This window comes from Massilia sp. ST3 (assembly GCF_018119405.1).
In the GTDB taxonomy this organism is placed as follows: domain Bacteria; phylum Pseudomonadota; class Gammaproteobacteria; order Burkholderiales; family Burkholderiaceae_D; genus Telluria.
This window is the reverse complement of the sequence record NZ_JAGPWC010000008.1, coordinates 21,444-35,402: the sequence shown is the minus strand read 5'-3', so window position 1 is coordinate 35,402 and position 13,959 is coordinate 21,444. Positions and strand designations below refer to the sequence as shown.

The following is a 13,959-nucleotide window of genomic DNA, read 5'->3' as shown; positions in this document are numbered from 1 at the left end:
ATGCCCGGATCATGGACCGCGGTCTTTTGCCTCTTGTACAAGACCCTGTGATATTTCGTGGTTTTTTGGGAACGCTTGGTCCCGAGTTTGTGCCGGATTTGCGCCCGTATTGACCCAAGCGTGCGCGACCCGTCTAGAATGCTTTCCCGAAGGCATCACAATTTCACAATCGGGAAACTCATGAAATCGGTTCAACAAGAAGTCGACGAGCGCAGTAATCTGACGGGGACCAACAAGTTCGAGCTGCTGCTGTTCCGCCTCGGCGGCGACGACAACGGCGATCATAGCGAGCTGTTCGGCATCAACGTCTTCAAGATCCGCGAGATCGTGGCCATGCCGTCGATCACCTCGGTCGCAGGCGCGCCGCCGCACGTGCTGGGCGTGGTCAACCTGCGCGGCCAGATCATCCAGGTGCTCGACCTGCCGGCCATCGCCGGGGTCAAGCCGAAGACCGGCCTGAACATCATGCTGGTGACCGAGTTCGCCCGCACCACCCAGGCCTTCGCGGTCGAGAGCGTGGAAGAGATCGTGCGCCTGGACTGGAGCCAGGTGATGTCGGCCGAGCAGAGCGCCGGCAGCGGCATGGTGACCAGCATCGCGCGCCTCGATGCGGCCGGCGGCGAGCCGGGCCGCCTGGCCCAGGTGCTGGACGTCGAGACCATCCTGCGCAAGCTCAATCCCGACCAGGAACCGGAAAACATCCAGCAGGCGGTCGGCGCCAAGATCCAGATCAAGCCGGGCAGCGTGATCCTGGTGGCCGACGACTCGGTGGTCGCGCGCGCCCTGATCGAACAGGGCCTGGACGCCATGGGCCTGCCGTTCGTGATGACCAAGAGCGGCAAGGAAGCCTGGGACCAGCTCAATGTCATCGCCAACGCGGCCGAAGCCGAGGGCCGCACGGTCTACGACCGCATCGCGATGGTGCTGACCGACCTCGAGATGCCGGAGATGGACGGCTTCACCCTGTGCCGCAACATCAAGTCGACCAACCGCTTCGGCAACATGCCGGTGGTGATCCACTCCTCGCTGTCGGGCACCACCAACGAGGAGCACGTCAAGAACGTGCGCGCCGACGCCTACGTGGCCAAGTTCTCGGCCGAAGACCTGTCGCGCACCCTGCGCAAGGTCCTGAACCAGTAAGGCTCGCCGCTCCCCCAACGCAAAAAGCCCGCGCAGCGATGCGCGGGCTTTTTTCATTGGCGGCGGGGCCGGGGCCCCGGGTTTTACTCTTCCTCGTGGAAGGCTTCCTCGCGCTTCTTGCGCAGCGAGGGCAGCAGCACCACCGACATCGCGATCACGGCCAGGACCAGCATGGTGGCGCTGATCGGACGCTCCACGAACACCATCGGGTCGCCGCGCGACAGCAGCAGGGCGCGGCGCAGGTATTCCTCCATCATCGGGCCGATGATGAAGCCCAGCAGCATCGGCGCCGGCTCGGCGCCCAGCTTGGCGCAGAAGTAGCCGAGCAGGCCGAACACCGCCATCAGGCCGACGTCGAACTCGCTGTTGTTCAGGCTGAACACGCCGATCGCGCAGAACATCAGGATCGCCGGATACAGGAAGTGGTAGGGCACCATGATCATGCGCACCCACAGGCCGATCATCGGCAGGTTCAGCACCACCAGGAACAGGTTGCCGATCCACATCGAGACGATCAGGCCCCAGAACAGGGCCGGCTGCTCGGTCATCACGGCCGGACCGGGCTGGATGCCCTGGATGATCATGGCGCCGATCATCAGCGCCATCACCGGGTTCGACGGGATACCCAGGGTCAGCATCGGGATGAAGGAGGTCTGGGCGCCGGCGTTGTTGGCCGCTTCGGGCGCCGCCACGCCTTCGATCGCGCCCTTGCCGAAGTTGCGGGCGTTGGGCGAGACCTTCTTCTCGATCGAGTACGAGGCGAACGAGGCCAGCATGGCGCCGCCGCCCGGCAGGATGCCCAGCAGGGAGCCGAGGCCGGTGGCGCGCAGCACCGGGCCGATGATGCGCTTGAAGTCCTCCTTGTTGAGCATCAGGCCCTTGACCTTTTTCATGACCAGGTTGCGGGTCTCGTCGTGCTCGAGGTTGCGCACGATTTCGCCGATGCCGAACATGCCCATCGCGACGATCACGAAGTTGATGCCGTCGGCCAGCTGCGGCAGGTCGAAGGTGTAGCGCGCGGCGCCCGAGTTGACGTCGGTGCCGACCATGCCGAGCAGCAGGCCGAGCACCACCATGCCGATCGCGTTCAGCAGCGAGCCGCTGGCCAGCACCACCGAGGCCACCAGGCCCAGCGCCATCAGCGAGAAGTATTCGGCCGGGCCGAACTTGAGGGCCAGGTCGGCCAGCGGCGGCGCCGCAAGGGCCAGCAGGATGGTGGCCACGGTGCCGGCGAAGAAGGAGGCGATGGCGGCGGTAGCCAGGGCCTTGCCGGCATTGCCGTTGCGCGCCATCTGGTAGCCGTCGATGGCCGTCACCACCGAGGACGACTCTCCCGGCAGGTTGACCAGGATCGCCGTGGTCGAGCCGCCGTACTGGGCGCCGTAGTAGATACCGGCCAGCATGATCAGCGCCGAGATCGGCGGCAGGCCGAAGGTGGCCGGCAGCAGCATGGCGATGGTCGCCACCGGGCCCAGGCCGGGCAGCACGCCGACCGCGGTGCCGACGAACACGCCGATCAGGCAGTACATCAGGTTGGTGAGGGTGAAGGCCGTCTCGAGGCCCAGACCGAGGTTGCTGAGGATTTCCATGTTGTTCTTCTTTTAGTTAGCCGCCGAACCAGGCGCCGAGGATGGGCATCGGCAGGCCGAGGAGTTTGACGAACAGCACCACGGCGAACAGCGCCAGGCCGACGGCCAGGGCGATGGTCTTGCCAAGGTGGAATTTTGGGCTGGCGAAGGCGCTGACCATGATCAGGACGATGGCCGCGGGCACCAGGCCGGCATTGCGCACCAGGTAGCCGAACAGCAGCACGGCCGCCAGGATCAGCACCAGTTCCTTGACGTGGATGCGGCCGATCGCTTCGCCGTGGCGGATGAAGGAGCGGATCACGCCGATGACGCCGATGAGCGCCAGCAGGCCCCCGAGCACGACCGGGAAATAGGCCGGGCCCATGCGGCCGGCGGTGCCCATGCCGTAGTCCTGGCCGATGACGACGGCGCACAGGCCGAAGAAGATGAAGATGATGCCGATCCAGAAATTCTTCGGATGGCGGATGAAGGCAGGCACGTGGGGTCCCCTTTTATGCTTATCGAATTGCTATTCTAACGGCACATCCCGGGCCGGGCCGGCGGCCGGCCCGGGATGTGCCGCGGGTCTTAGTCGGCGTAGGTGCCGGCTTTCTTGATGATCGGGCTCCAGCGGTCGATCTCGGCCTTCAGGTGGGTGCGCAGGGCCTCCGGACGGGCGCGTTCGTCGGCCACCGGTTCGGTGCCCAGGTCGGCGAAGCGCTGCTTGACGACGGGATCCTTGAGCGCGGCGCGCAGGGCGTTCGACAGGGTGTCGACCACGGCCTTCGGGGTGCCCTTCGGCGCGTACAGGCCGTGCCACACGGCGACCTCGAAGTTCGGCAGGCCGGCGCTGGCGAGCGTCGGCACGCCCGGCAGGGCCGCCAGCGGGGCCTTGGTGGTGACGCCATAGGCCTTGATCTTGCCGCCCTTGATCTGGCTGGTGGTGTTGGTGGTCTGGTCGCACATCAGGTCCACCTGGCCGCCCAGCAGGTCGTTCATGGCCGGGCCGGTACCCTTGTAGGCGACCGTGGTCAGGTCGACGCCGATGGCGGTCTGGAGCAGCATGCCGCACAGGTGCGATGCCGCGCCCAGGCCGGCGTGGGCGTAGGTGACCTTGTCCTTGTTGGCCTTCACGTAGGCCAGCATTTCCTTGAAGTCCTTGGCCGGGAAGTCCTTGCGCGCCACCAGGGTCATGGGCACGTCGGTGACCAGGCCGACCGGCTCGAAATCGGTGACCGCGTTGTAGCTCAGCTTGCGGTACAGCGACGGCGCGGTGGAGTGGCCGATGTGGTGCAGGAACAGGGTGTAGCCGTCCGGGGCGGCCTTGGCGGCGCGCGCCGCGCCGATGGTGCCGCCGGCGCCGCCCACGTTCTCGATGATGATCTGCTGCTTCAGGGTGTTGCCCATCGACTGGGCCACCAGGCGCGCCACCGTGTCGGTCGGGCCGCCGGCCGCGAAGGGCACGATCATGGTGATGGTCTTGGTCGGGTAGGTTTGGGCCTGGGCCAGGCCAGCGCCGAACAGCGCCATGCACGCGACGGTGCACATCGTTTTGAATTTCATGGTGTCGTCCTCTGATCTCGGTATTGTTGATTTGGCAGCGCGTAGGTACGCAGGACGGTTGTACCAGAGTGTATATGCTTATGCAACTAGGGGAAACTACGGATGGCGCATCGCCAGGGATGTAGAGAAATTGATAAGGGCCGGCGCGGACGGGCCCGGCCGTCCGCGCCGGCCCGTGTCTTCAGCGCGCGGCCGGCAGGAAGGGCTCGCCGAGCAGCAGCTTGTCGGGCGTGAGCGGCGTGCTGCGCAGGCGCTTGCCGGTGGCGTGGAAGATCGCGTTCGACACCGCCGCGGCCACCCCGACGATGCCGATCTCGCCCACGCCCTTGGCGCCCAGCTGCTTGCTGACCACCCGGTCGTCCTCTTCGGCGAACAGGACCTCGATGTCGTGGATATCGGCATTCACGGCTACGTGGTACTCGGCGTAGTTGTGGTTCATGAAGCGGCCGAAGCGGTGGTCGGTGTGGGTTTCCTCGTGCAGGGCCTGGCTGATGCCCCAGACCACGCCCCCGCTGACCTGGCTGGCCGCCGTCTTCGCATTGATGATGCGCCCGGCCGCCACCGCGCTCACCACGCGCGTGACCCGCACCATGCCGAGGGCTTCGTTGACCCTGACCTCGCAGAACACCGCCGAGTGCACCGCGCGGGTGTACTTGCGCTGCTTGAGCATTTGCGGTGTCATCAGGTATTTTTCCTCGACGCGGTCCAGCTTCGAGGCCGCCAGCAGCTCCGCCAGGTCGAGGCGGCGCGCCGGATCCTTGCGCAGCACCATGGCGCCGTCGTCGAAGTCGACGTCGCGCAGGCGCGCCCTGGCGAAGGGCGAATCGGGCAGGGCCTGGGCCAGGCGCAGCAGGCGGCGTTTGAGCTTGTCGCAGGCGCCCACCACGCCGCCGCCGACCGTGGTCACGTGCGAGGACCCGCCCTCGACCGGCGCCAGCGGCAGGGTCGAGTCGCCCAGCTGGAAGGTGACGCGCTCGAGCGGCAGGCCCATGGCTTCGGCCGCGATCATGGCCATCACGGTATAGGTGCCGGTGCCGATGTCCGAGGCCGCGCTCGACACCACCAGGCGGCCGTCGGCGCGCAGCTCGGCCGAGACGCGCGCCACCATCACCAGCGAATCCCAGACGCCGGTGGCCATGCCCCAGCCGACCAGCTCGTCGCCTTCGCGCGTGCTGCGCGGCGCCAGGGGCCGCTTCTCCCAGCCGAAGCGCTCGGCGCCCAGGCGGTAGCACTCGCGCAGCGCCTTGGTGGAGAAGGGCTTGCCCTCGATCGGCGCGACGTCGGCATAGTTCTTCAGGCGCAGCGCCAGCGGGTCCATCTTCAGCGCCCAGGCCAGTTCGTCCATCGCCACCTCGAGCGCGTGCACGCCGTGGGCCGCGCCCGGCGCGCGCATGTCGATCGGCGAGTGGCGGTCGTGGGCCACCAGCTTGTAGCCGAGCGCGATGTTCTCGCAGGCGTAGAGCTGGCCCGACCAGTTGACCACCACCTCGACGTAGTCCTCGAGGCGCGAGGTCTCCTGGATCGCCTCGTGCAGGATGGCCTGCAGGCGCCCGTCGCGGTCGGCCGCCAGGCGCACCCGCTGCCAGGTCTCGGGACGGTGGCCGAAGCTGAACATCTGCTGGCGGGTCAGCACCACCCGCACCGAGCGCTTGAGCTTGAGCGCGGCCATCACGGCCAGCGGCAGCTGGTACTGGGGGCGCAGGCCGGAACCGAAGGCGCCGCCCACGTAGGGGTTGCGCACCGTGACCTTGTTCTTCGACAGGCCGAACACGTGCGAGACATACCAGCGGCAGTTCTGCGAGCTTTGGGTCTTGTCGTAGATGGTCAGGTGGCCGCCCTCGTCGCGCACCACGGTCGAGGCATGCATTTCCATCGGATTGTGGTGCTCGACCCCGGCGTAGTATTCGGCGTCGATCTTCACCGGCGCGGCTTCGAAGGCCTGGGCGGCGTCGCCCGTGGAGCCCGGGGGCGTAAAGCCCGCCTTCATCGGGCGTGGCTCGTAGGCCTGGCCGAGCGAGGCCAGCAGGTCGGTCTGGTGCTCCTCGGTCTCGTAGGTGACGCGCACCAGCGCCGCGGCATGGCGCGCCGCCTCGAAGCTGCTGGCCACCACCAGCGCCACCGGCTGGCCGCTGTAGAAGATGCGGTCGCTGTACAGGGGGCGGAAGGGCGAACCGCCGGGGGCCGTCATGTCCTTGTAGGCCAGGTCGGCGCCGCGCATCTTCGGCCGGTTCTCGTGCGTGAGGATGGCGATCACGCCATGGGCCGTGAGGGCGTCGACCAGGTCGATGCGCAGGATCCGGCCGCGCGCGATGGTGCTGTTGACGGCCACCCCGTAGCACAAGTCCGGTGCGGGATGTTCGGCGGCGTAGCGGGCGGCGCCGGTGACCTTGTCGCGCCCGTCGACGCGCGCGACCGCCATGCCGGCCCGTACCCGCCCGGTTCCCTCGGGAGCGGTCGGTGTGCGCAGTTCTGGAATCAGGTCGGTCATTGCGCTTCTCCCTCGGGCTGACAGGCCGTGCCGCGCGCGGCGCGGGCGAGGGCCTGGACGATGGCGTTGCGCGCCAGCGTAATCTTGAAATCGTTCTGGCCATGGCCCTGGGCGCCGCGCAGGATCAGGTCGGCCGCGGCCCCGAAAGCGTCCTCGCCGGCTTCCTTGCCCTCGAGCGCCGCCTCGGCTTCCTCCACCCGCCAGGGCTTGTGGGCGACGCCGCCGAGGGCAATGCGGGCGGCGCGGATGCGCCGGCCCGGCGCCAGGTCGAGGGCGGCCGCCACCGACACCAGCGCGAAGGCATAGGACAGGCGGTCGCGCACCTTGAGGTAGTACGCGTGGCCGGCGAAGCGGTCGGCCTCGGGCAGGGTCAGGTGGGTGATCAGCTCGCCCGGCTCCAGGGTGTTGTCGAGCTCGGGCCGGTCGCCCGGCAGGCGGTGGAAGTCGGCGAAGGCGATGCTGCGGGTGCCGCGCTGCGAGCGCACGTGCACCGTCGCGTCCAGGGCGCGCAGCGCGACGCACATGTCCGAGGGATGGGTGGCGATGCAGTGCTCGCTGGTTCCCAGGATGGCGTGCTGGCGGTTCAGGCCCTCGCGCGCCGGACAGCCGCTGCCCGGTTCGCGCTTGTTGCAGGGCGTGCCGACGTCGTAGAAGTAGACGCAGCGGGTGCGCTGCATCAGGTTGCCGCCGTCGCTTGCCATGTTGCGCAGCTGGGGCGAGGCGCCGGCCAGGATCGCGGCGCCGAGCAGCGGGTAGCGCTTGCGCACCAGCGGGTGGTAGGCGGTGTCGGCGTTGCGCGCCAGGGCGCCCAGGCGCAGGCCGCCCTCGGCCGAGGTCTCGATGGCGTCCAGGCCGAGGCCATTGATGTCGACCAGCCCGGGCGGCGCCATGACGCCTTCCTTCATCAGGTCGAGCAGGTTGGTGCCGCCCGCGACCGGGCGCGCGCCGGCCGCGAGGGCCGCCAGGGCGCCGTCCAGGTCGCGCGGCTGCGTGAAGGCGAAGGGCTTCATGGCGCCGCCTTCGCGCCCGCTGGCGCCTGGGCAAGGCCGAGCACCTCGCAGACCGCGTCCGCGATCTGGGGATAGGCGCCGCAGCGGCACAGGTTGCCGCTCATGAGTTCGCGCACCTCGTCGCGGTTGCCGGCCTGGCCTTCGGCGATCAGCCCGGCGGCCGAGCACAGCTGCCCCGGGGTGCAGTAGCCGCACTGGAAGGCGTCGTGGTCGATGAAGGCCCGCTGCAGGGGATGAAGGCGCTCGCCGTCGGCCAGGCCCTCGACCGTGGTGACCTCGTGGCCGTCGTGCATGACGGCCAGGGTCAGGCAGGAATTGATGCGTTTGCCGCCGACCAGTACCGTGCAGGCGCCACATTGGCCGTGGTCGCAGCCTTTCTTGGTGCCGGTCAGTCCCGCGCGTTCGCGCAGCAGGTCGAGCAGGCTGACCCAGGACTGGACGTCGAAGCTGCGATCCTGGCCGTTGATGCGCAGCCGGACCGGGTACTGCTGGTGAAGTTCCATGGCCATCCCCCATTGAATGAAGGGCAACCTTACACTGGCCGGTTGGTCGGCTCGGTTAAGTCACGCACCGAATGTAGGCCAGCCACCTTTTTCGCAGCCGTAAACGGGAAAAGGCCCCGAGGGGCCTTTTCTTGCAGCGTTCGCGCAGTGCGGGCTGATTAAGCCTGCTTCTGGCGGCGGCGCAGGACGGCGCCCATGCCGACCATGGCCAGGCCCATCAGCGACAGCGCGCCCGGTTCCGGCAGAGCGTATGCCTGGCCCGGATCGTCGACGCGTGCGCCCAGGATGTTGGCGCCGTTGCTCCAGTTCGGGTTGTAGTTGTAGCTGTTCTTGAAGCGCAGGTCGCGCAGGCCCAGATAGTTGCTGAAGTAGTCCGAGTTCAGTTGATCGGTCCACAGGCCCTTCACGCTGGTGTCGACCGACGCGTACGAGTCAGCCTGGCCCGAGAAGCCGTTGCTGCTCGGGGTCGAGCTGCCGACGATGGTGTTGGTCGGGTTGCCGATGTCCATGCCGGTGTCGAAGAACAGGCGGCCCAGGAAGGTGCCCTGGGTGTAGCCGTTGGCGCAGTCGAAACCGCAACGCACGCCGGCGGCCGAACCGGCCAGGGTGGTCTTGGTCATGGTGTTCAGGTCGCGCCAGTACAGGTCCATGTAGCCCTTGGTGGCCGGGAACGGGTTCAGCGACTGGCCGGTCTGCGGGTTGATGCCCGACGGAGTGCCCGCTTCGATGCCGTAGAACATGCCGGTGATCTGGCCGCCCTTGTCCGCGCCGTTCTTCTGGCCGCTGACGAAGAAGATGTCGCCGGTCGGATCGATCTGGTCGTGCGGGGTGTTGACGCTGCCGACTTCCAGGGTCGAGACGAGGAACACGCCCCAGTTGATTTCCTTGGTGCCAGCGTAGGTGGTGGCGCCGTTCACAGCGATTTGTTCCTGGCCCGAGAACTTCAGGTAGATCGGACCCGGTGGGAGGGACGTTGCCGGGGCTGCCGAAGCGCCGAAGCTGAGGGCCGCGCCCATTGCGGCAGCGAGAATCTTTTTCATGCTTACTCCTGGGTTAAAGAAATTGAATTCGTATAACGTAAAGCAAGCGGCGTGCCAGGTATTTGATGGGTAACGCTAAGGCATTGATCGGAATAATATTTTTCCTAAAAGAATGAAAACATGTCGACTTTGCAAATGTGTTGATCTTGCTCACTGTAAAAATTTCCGACACGAAATCATGCATATGGCATCGGGCGCCGGGCCTACTCGACCACCATTACCCGGGCCTCCGGATCGCCGGCCAGCACGAAGCGGACGATGGATTCCACGGTGACCGTATCGATCCGGCCGGCCATGCGCCGCTCGAAAGGGTGGTCGTCGAAGGCCACGTTGGCGCGCGTCAGTCGCGCTCCCAGCCGAGTGACGGCAGGGATCTCGACCGTGATGGGAACAAATCCCGCCGAGCGCAGCCATTGCTGGGCCTGCGGGCGGCTGGCGACCTGCTGCGGCGCGGCCGCGGCGGCCCAGGTCTCCAGGACCCACTGGTTGGAATTCTGGTAGCGCGTCGAATACGCATAGGACAGCATGTTATAGCGCGGCGCGTGCAGGGCCGGGGGCAGGGCGGGCTGCTGGGCGAACAGGCGCGCCAGCGCCGCCTGGGCGGACGGGCCCGGCAACAGCAGCTGGCCCTCGTAGCGGAACAGCTCGGTCAGGAAGAAATTGCCCATGCCTTCGTTGTACAGCATGGAACGGTCCGACCCGCAATCGTTCAAGGCGTGCACCACGGTCCAGCGCCCGGCCGGGTGCTCGCGTACGGCGATCCCCATGTGCGAATAGCGCAGCCCGTACCTGCGCAAGTCCTGGCCCGCGCGCGCAACCAGCGCCACGCTGGCCCCGCTGCGTTCGAGCGCATCCACCGTGCGCTGCGCCAGTTCGATCGAGCGCAGCGCTTCCCGGGCGGACAAAGGCGCTTCCTCGCAGCCCTGGCCGGCGCGGGCGGCGGTGGACAGGACGAGCAAGGCGGCCAGCAGCCACGCCATCGATAGGCGGCGCATCTCAATAGGCCCGTTCATGGTGGAGCAGGGCCTTGCCGGCCTCGTTCGGAATGAAGGCGATCGCCTTGCCGGACAGGACCAGCAACTGGCCGGCCGAGGAAGACAGCACCTCGATGACGGTCCCGGCGCCGAGCGAGAGGGCGCCGGCGGCCTTGCTGGAGAGGCGCACCGTGGCGACGCTGGCGTCGGCCGCATTGCGCAGCACCAGGTCGACGCCGTCGCCGGAGGCGCGCACGCTCTCGACCACGAGGCTGCCGCCGGCGGCAGCCAGCAGGACCGAACCGCCGACTACCGAGGCGGATACTTCGCCGATGGTGCGCGAGGGCTGCGAGGAATCCGGCGCGGCATGGGCCGCCGCACAGGCGAGGCCGAGCAGGGTGGTAACTCCGAGGTGTTTCATGCGTGCCCCCTTTGGGTCTGTGTCAAGGATGGACGCATGATGGGCGCGGCCGGCGGCCGCGGCAAGCCGCTTGCGGGGCGGTGGCGCGGCGCGCTACGCGGCGTAGCGGCCGGCGATACCGGGGGCGCGCCAGGCGCTTAGTTGCCGCGGAAGACCACGGTCTTGTTCCCGTCGACGAAGACGCGTCGTTCGATGTGGAACTTGACGGCGGCGGCCAGCGCCATGCATTCGTTGTCGCGGCCCACCCGCGCCAGGTGGGCGGGAGTGAAGGTATGGTCGACCCGGGTCAGGACCTGCTCGATGATCGGGCCTTCGTCGAGATCCGGGGTGGCGTAGTGGGCGGTGGCGCCGATCAGCTTGACCCCGCGGTCGAAGGCCTGGTGATAGGGCTTGGCGCCCTTGAAGCCGGGCAGGAAGGAGTGATGGATATTGATGCAGCGGCCCGCCAGGCGGCGCGCCAGTTCGTCCGAAAGGATCTGCATGTAGCGCGCCAGGATCACCAGCTCGGCCCCGGTCTCCTCGACGATCTCCAGCAGGCGCGCCTCCTGCTGCGCCTTGTTCTCCTTGCTCACCGGCAGGAAGACGTAGCGGATCCCTTCGCGTTCGACCATCGGGCGCAGGTCGAGGTGGTTCGACACCACCGCCGTGATCGACATGTTGAGTTCGCCGTTGCGGCGGCGGTAGAGCAGGTCGTCGATGCAGTGGTCGTACTTCGACACCAGGATCACGGTCTTGACCGGTTCGCGCGGGTCGTGGATCTTCCATTGCATCTGCAGGCGGGCCCCGACGGCGGCGCCGAACTCCTCGCGGATGGCCTCGATTGACGGCGAGCCGTCCTGCAGGCGGAACACCAGGCGCATGAAGAAGCGCTCGGTCGAGTCGTCGTCGAACTGCTCGAGCGCGCAGATATAGCAGTCGCGCTCGGCCAGGAAGCTGGCCACGGCGGCCACGATGCCCGTGCCGGCCGTGCAGCTGGCGGTCAGTATGTATTCGATGCGGGCTGGCGCGGCGTGGTCCTGGTTCATGGTGCTTGTCCTGTGTTGGCGTACGAAGAAGTCTCGGGCGCCGCCATGGGGTGGGCGGGCGGCCCGAACGGGTTCATCCGTGACGCGGTTCGACAGGATGGGTCAGCCGCTACGGGATCGCCGCCGGCGCGGATAGGCGCGGGAGGACGTGTTGTCAGAGTGAGAGCATCGCCGATGAGCCTTGCGGCGTCAAGCGTGCGCCTGCATGAGGGGGTGTGCATGCTACCATCGGCGGTTTTTCGCGTGTTTGATGCTGCTGACTTGCCTCCGATGAGTACCCTTCCGAATCCTTGCGACATCCGTCCCATGCGCGAGGCCGACCTGTCCGCCGTGCTGGGCGTGCAGGCCGCGTGCTATCCCGAGGCCATGCAGGAGCCGGGCGCGGTCGTGCTGGCGCGGCTGCGCGCCGCGCCGGCAACCTGCGTGGTGGCCTGCGAGGCCGGCGGCGCCGTCTGCGGCTACCTGTTCGCCTATCCGTCGGTGCTGGGCGCGGTAACCGACCTGGGCGCGGCCTTCGCGCCGGCTGCGCGGGCCGACACCCTCTACCTGCACGACCTCGCGGTGGCGCCCCGGGCGCTGGGCCGCGGCCTGGCGCGCGCCTTGGCCGGCCATCTGCTGGCGCTGGGACAGGCGCAGGGCCTGGCCTGGTCGGCGCTGGTGTCGGTGCAGGACAGCGCGGGATTCTGGGAGGGCCTCGGCTACCGGGCCGCGCCGGCCGCGGATTGCGCGCCGGGGCGGGGACTGGCTTCCTACCCGGCGGACGCGCTCTATATGCTGCGCGCGCTCGCCTAGATGGTCGCGGCTTACTGGACCCGGCGCACCTTGGCCGAACTGTTGCTGCCTTCGATCTTCAGGAACAGGGTGCCGAACACGTTGCGCTCGATCTTCACCTTCGGGTTGCGCATGCGGGGCAGCACGGCCTCGCTGCCGTCGACGATGCGCCATACCTGGCCGTTGGCGAGGCGGATCTGCGAACCCGGTCCCCAGCCTTCGAACTCGCCGGCGATGCTGCTCTCGATCGCGTTCGGCTGCGCTTCCTTCTGCTTGACCGCTTCCATGCCGAAGTTCTGCTCCGCACTACGCGCCGGCGCGGCCGCCGCGGCCTGGGCCGGCGGCTGGGCGGGGCGGGCGGCGCCGACCTGGATGGCGTCGTAGCAGGCCAGGCGCACCGCGGTGTCGGCCTGGGCGCGGCACTTCAGGATCGCATCGTCGGCCGGGTCGGCAAAGGCGGCGCCGGAGGCGCACAGCAGGAGGGCAAGGGTCAGGGCTTTCATCGGGGTCTTCCAGGTAAGTGAACATGCTGCCATCTGCATGGCTGCGGGAATTATAGAGGCAATGCAAGCCCGGGCTGCCGCTGTCGGAAAATTTAACACTTGCAAGGCGCAGCGCAAGCGTAAGATGTAAAGACATGTGTTAAATCAGGGGCCTGCCCGCTGTCCAGGTTTGGGCGCGTTCCTTGCTTCCATCCGTTCTTAGATTTTGTTGGAGTATCTGATGTTGCGTATCTCGTCGTATTTCTTGCCGTTGTTGCTCGTCGCCACCCTGTCCCAGCCGGCTGGCGCGGAAGTCATCTACACCTGGCGCCAGGCGCAGGCCGCGCCAAGTATGCCCCCGGGCCTGAATGTCGAACTGGTGTTTTCCGACGCCGCGGTCGCCAAGGGCGGCCTGTACCTGGAGTTCGAGAACCTGTGCATGGGCGAGGAACCCTGCCTCGATCCCCAGGACAGCCTGCTGTCGCTGCGCTACTGGTATGACGGCATGTGGCCGGACGGCAGCCAGGCGGAGTGGAACCTGATCCACTACGACTACCGCGGCTATCCGCGCTACTGGAGCGACTACATCTTCATGGACATCGTGTTCCGGCCCGACGGACGGCTGGACGGGACGATCCGCGCGAACGACAGCAACTCGGATTTCCTGATGCAGAGCAGCGGCGGCCTGTTCACGATGCTGGAAGCCCACAGCGACGAGTACTTCGGCTGCGGCGAGGTGTATCCCGAATGCCACGGTTCGCGCGGCCTGCTGCTGGACGCACGCATCGACACGCCGGTGACGGAGCCGCCGTTGATGGCGCTCGGTGCTATCGGCATGCTGGGCGCCTGGTTCGCGCGCCGCCGGCCGCGCTCCAGGTCCGCTTCCCGGCGCTGACCGCGCCATAAAAAAGGCGGAACCGAGGTTCCGCCGAAAGAGGGGTGGAGATTGCATGCGCGCCCGGCGCGCGGCCGGA

The 13,959-nt window shown here is 67.6% G+C and carries 14 protein-coding genes; 3 read left to right on the top strand and 11 right to left on the bottom strand.

Features of this window, described 5'->3' with window-relative positions:
- The first annotated feature begins 180 nt into the window (after positions 1-180).
- On the top strand, positions 181-1,140 hold the full coding sequence (locus KBW98_RS04330) for a chemotaxis protein (RefSeq protein WP_211518903.1): 960 nt from the start codon (positions 181-183) through the stop codon (positions 1,138-1,140).
- Between the two features lie 83 nt (positions 1,141-1,223).
- Here KBW98_RS04330 and KBW98_RS04325 read toward each other — a convergent pair whose 3' ends face one another.
- From KBW98_RS04325 to purU, 10 genes are all read right to left on the bottom strand, one after another.
- Complete coding sequence (locus tag KBW98_RS04325; protein WP_211518902.1) at positions 1,224-2,729, bottom strand: tripartite tricarboxylate transporter permease; 1,506 nt, start codon at positions 2,727-2,729, stop codon at positions 1,224-1,226.
- A 16-nt stretch (positions 2,730-2,745) separates the two neighbouring features.
- Positions 2,746-3,207: a tripartite tricarboxylate transporter TctB family protein gene (locus KBW98_RS04320; protein WP_211518901.1), complete on the bottom strand. Its 462-nt coding sequence runs from the start codon at positions 3,205-3,207 to the stop codon at positions 2,746-2,748.
- Between the two features lie 89 nt (positions 3,208-3,296).
- On the bottom strand, positions 3,297-4,271 hold the full coding sequence (locus KBW98_RS04315; protein ID WP_211518900.1) for a tripartite tricarboxylate transporter substrate binding protein BugD: 975 nt from the start codon (positions 4,269-4,271) through the stop codon (positions 3,297-3,299).
- A gap of 181 nt (positions 4,272-4,452) precedes the next feature.
- Entirely contained in the window at positions 4,453-6,759 is a 2,307-nt protein-coding gene (locus KBW98_RS04310) for a xanthine dehydrogenase family protein molybdopterin-binding subunit (protein WP_211518899.1), read from the bottom strand.
- Positions 6,756-7,769, bottom strand: coding sequence for a xanthine dehydrogenase family protein subunit M (locus KBW98_RS04305; RefSeq protein WP_211518898.1), 1,014 nt, complete (start codon positions 7,767-7,769; stop codon positions 6,756-6,758). Before KBW98_RS04305 ends, KBW98_RS04310 begins: the two co-directional genes overlap by 4 nt.
- On the bottom strand, positions 7,766-8,272 hold the full coding sequence (locus KBW98_RS04300) for a (2Fe-2S)-binding protein (RefSeq protein ID WP_211518897.1): 507 nt from the start codon (positions 8,270-8,272) through the stop codon (positions 7,766-7,768). The genes KBW98_RS04305 and KBW98_RS04300 overlap by 4 nt, the downstream gene beginning before the upstream one ends.
- A 158-nt stretch (positions 8,273-8,430) precedes the next feature.
- Positions 8,431-9,312, bottom strand: a complete 882-nt coding sequence (locus KBW98_RS04295; RefSeq protein WP_211518896.1) for a PEP-CTERM sorting domain-containing protein — start codon at positions 9,310-9,312, stop codon at positions 8,431-8,433.
- 203 nt (positions 9,313-9,515) lie between these two features.
- The gene (locus KBW98_RS04290; protein ID WP_229428967.1) at positions 9,516-10,325 is read right to left on the bottom strand and encodes a DUF2145 domain-containing protein; all 810 of its coding nucleotides are present in this window, start codon (positions 10,323-10,325) and stop codon (positions 9,516-9,518) included.
- Entirely contained in the window at positions 10,309-10,707 is a 399-nt protein-coding gene (locus KBW98_RS04285; protein WP_211518895.1) for a hypothetical protein, read from the bottom strand. The genes KBW98_RS04290 and KBW98_RS04285 overlap by 17 nt, the downstream gene beginning before the upstream one ends.
- Positions 10,708-10,844: 137 nt before the next feature.
- Positions 10,845-11,732: a formyltetrahydrofolate deformylase gene (purU, locus tag KBW98_RS04280; protein WP_211518894.1), complete on the bottom strand. Its 888-nt coding sequence runs from the start codon at positions 11,730-11,732 to the stop codon at positions 10,845-10,847.
- A 270-nt stretch (positions 11,733-12,002) separates the two neighbouring features.
- Between purU and KBW98_RS04275 the strand changes: the two genes are divergently transcribed.
- Complete coding sequence (locus tag KBW98_RS04275; protein WP_211518893.1) at positions 12,003-12,524, top strand: GNAT family N-acetyltransferase; 522 nt, start codon at positions 12,003-12,005, stop codon at positions 12,522-12,524.
- Positions 12,525-12,535: 11 nt separating this feature from the next.
- On the opposite strand, the gene KBW98_RS04270 is transcribed toward KBW98_RS04275, so the two are convergent.
- A complete protein-coding gene (locus KBW98_RS04270; RefSeq protein ID WP_211518892.1) occupies positions 12,536-13,006 on the bottom strand; it encodes a hypothetical protein in 471 nt (156 codons plus the stop codon).
- A 220-nt stretch (positions 13,007-13,226) separates the two neighbouring features.
- Between KBW98_RS04270 and KBW98_RS04265 the strand changes: the two genes are divergently transcribed.
- Entirely contained in the window at positions 13,227-13,880 is a 654-nt protein-coding gene (locus KBW98_RS04265; protein WP_211518891.1) for a PEP-CTERM sorting domain-containing protein, read from the top strand.
- The last annotated feature ends 79 nt before the right edge of the window (positions 13,881-13,959 follow it).

Excerpts from the sequence above, each read along its gene's own strand:
- KBW98_RS04315 (WP_211518900.1), bottom strand. The coding sequence starts at position 4,271 with ATGAAATTCAAAACGATGTGCACCGTCGCGTGCATGGCGCTGTTCGGC.
- KBW98_RS04295 (WP_211518896.1), bottom strand. The coding sequence starts at position 9,312 with ATGAAAAAGATTCTCGCTGCCGCAATGGGCGCGGCCCTCAGCTTCGGC.
- purU (WP_211518894.1), bottom strand. The coding sequence starts at position 11,732 with ATGAACCAGGACCACGCCGCGCCAGCCCGCATCGAATACATACTGACC.
- KBW98_RS04275 (WP_211518893.1), top strand. The coding sequence starts at position 12,003 with ATGAGTACCCTTCCGAATCCTTGCGACATCCGTCCCATGCGCGAGGCC.
- KBW98_RS04325 (WP_211518902.1), bottom strand. The coding sequence starts at position 2,729 with ATGGAAATCCTCAGCAACCTCGGTCTGGGCCTCGAGACGGCCTTCACC.
- KBW98_RS04300 (WP_211518897.1), bottom strand. The coding sequence starts at position 8,272 with ATGGAACTTCACCAGCAGTACCCGGTCCGGCTGCGCATCAACGGCCAG.
- KBW98_RS04310 (WP_211518899.1), bottom strand. The coding sequence starts at position 6,759 with ATGACCGACCTGATTCCAGAACTGCGCACACCGACCGCTCCCGAGGGA.
- KBW98_RS04285 (WP_211518895.1), bottom strand. The coding sequence starts at position 10,707 with ATGAAACACCTCGGAGTTACCACCCTGCTCGGCCTCGCCTGTGCGGCG.
- KBW98_RS04265 (WP_211518891.1), top strand. The coding sequence starts at position 13,227 with ATGTTGCGTATCTCGTCGTATTTCTTGCCGTTGTTGCTCGTCGCCACC.
- KBW98_RS04330 (WP_211518903.1), top strand. The coding sequence starts at position 181 with ATGAAATCGGTTCAACAAGAAGTCGACGAGCGCAGTAATCTGACGGGG.
- KBW98_RS04270 (WP_211518892.1), bottom strand. The coding sequence starts at position 13,006 with ATGAAAGCCCTGACCCTTGCCCTCCTGCTGTGCGCCTCCGGCGCCGCC.
- KBW98_RS04290 (WP_229428967.1), bottom strand. The coding sequence starts at position 10,325 with ATGAACGGGCCTATTGAGATGCGCCGCCTATCGATGGCGTGGCTGCTG.
- KBW98_RS04305 (WP_211518898.1), bottom strand. The coding sequence starts at position 7,769 with ATGAAGCCCTTCGCCTTCACGCAGCCGCGCGACCTGGACGGCGCCCTG.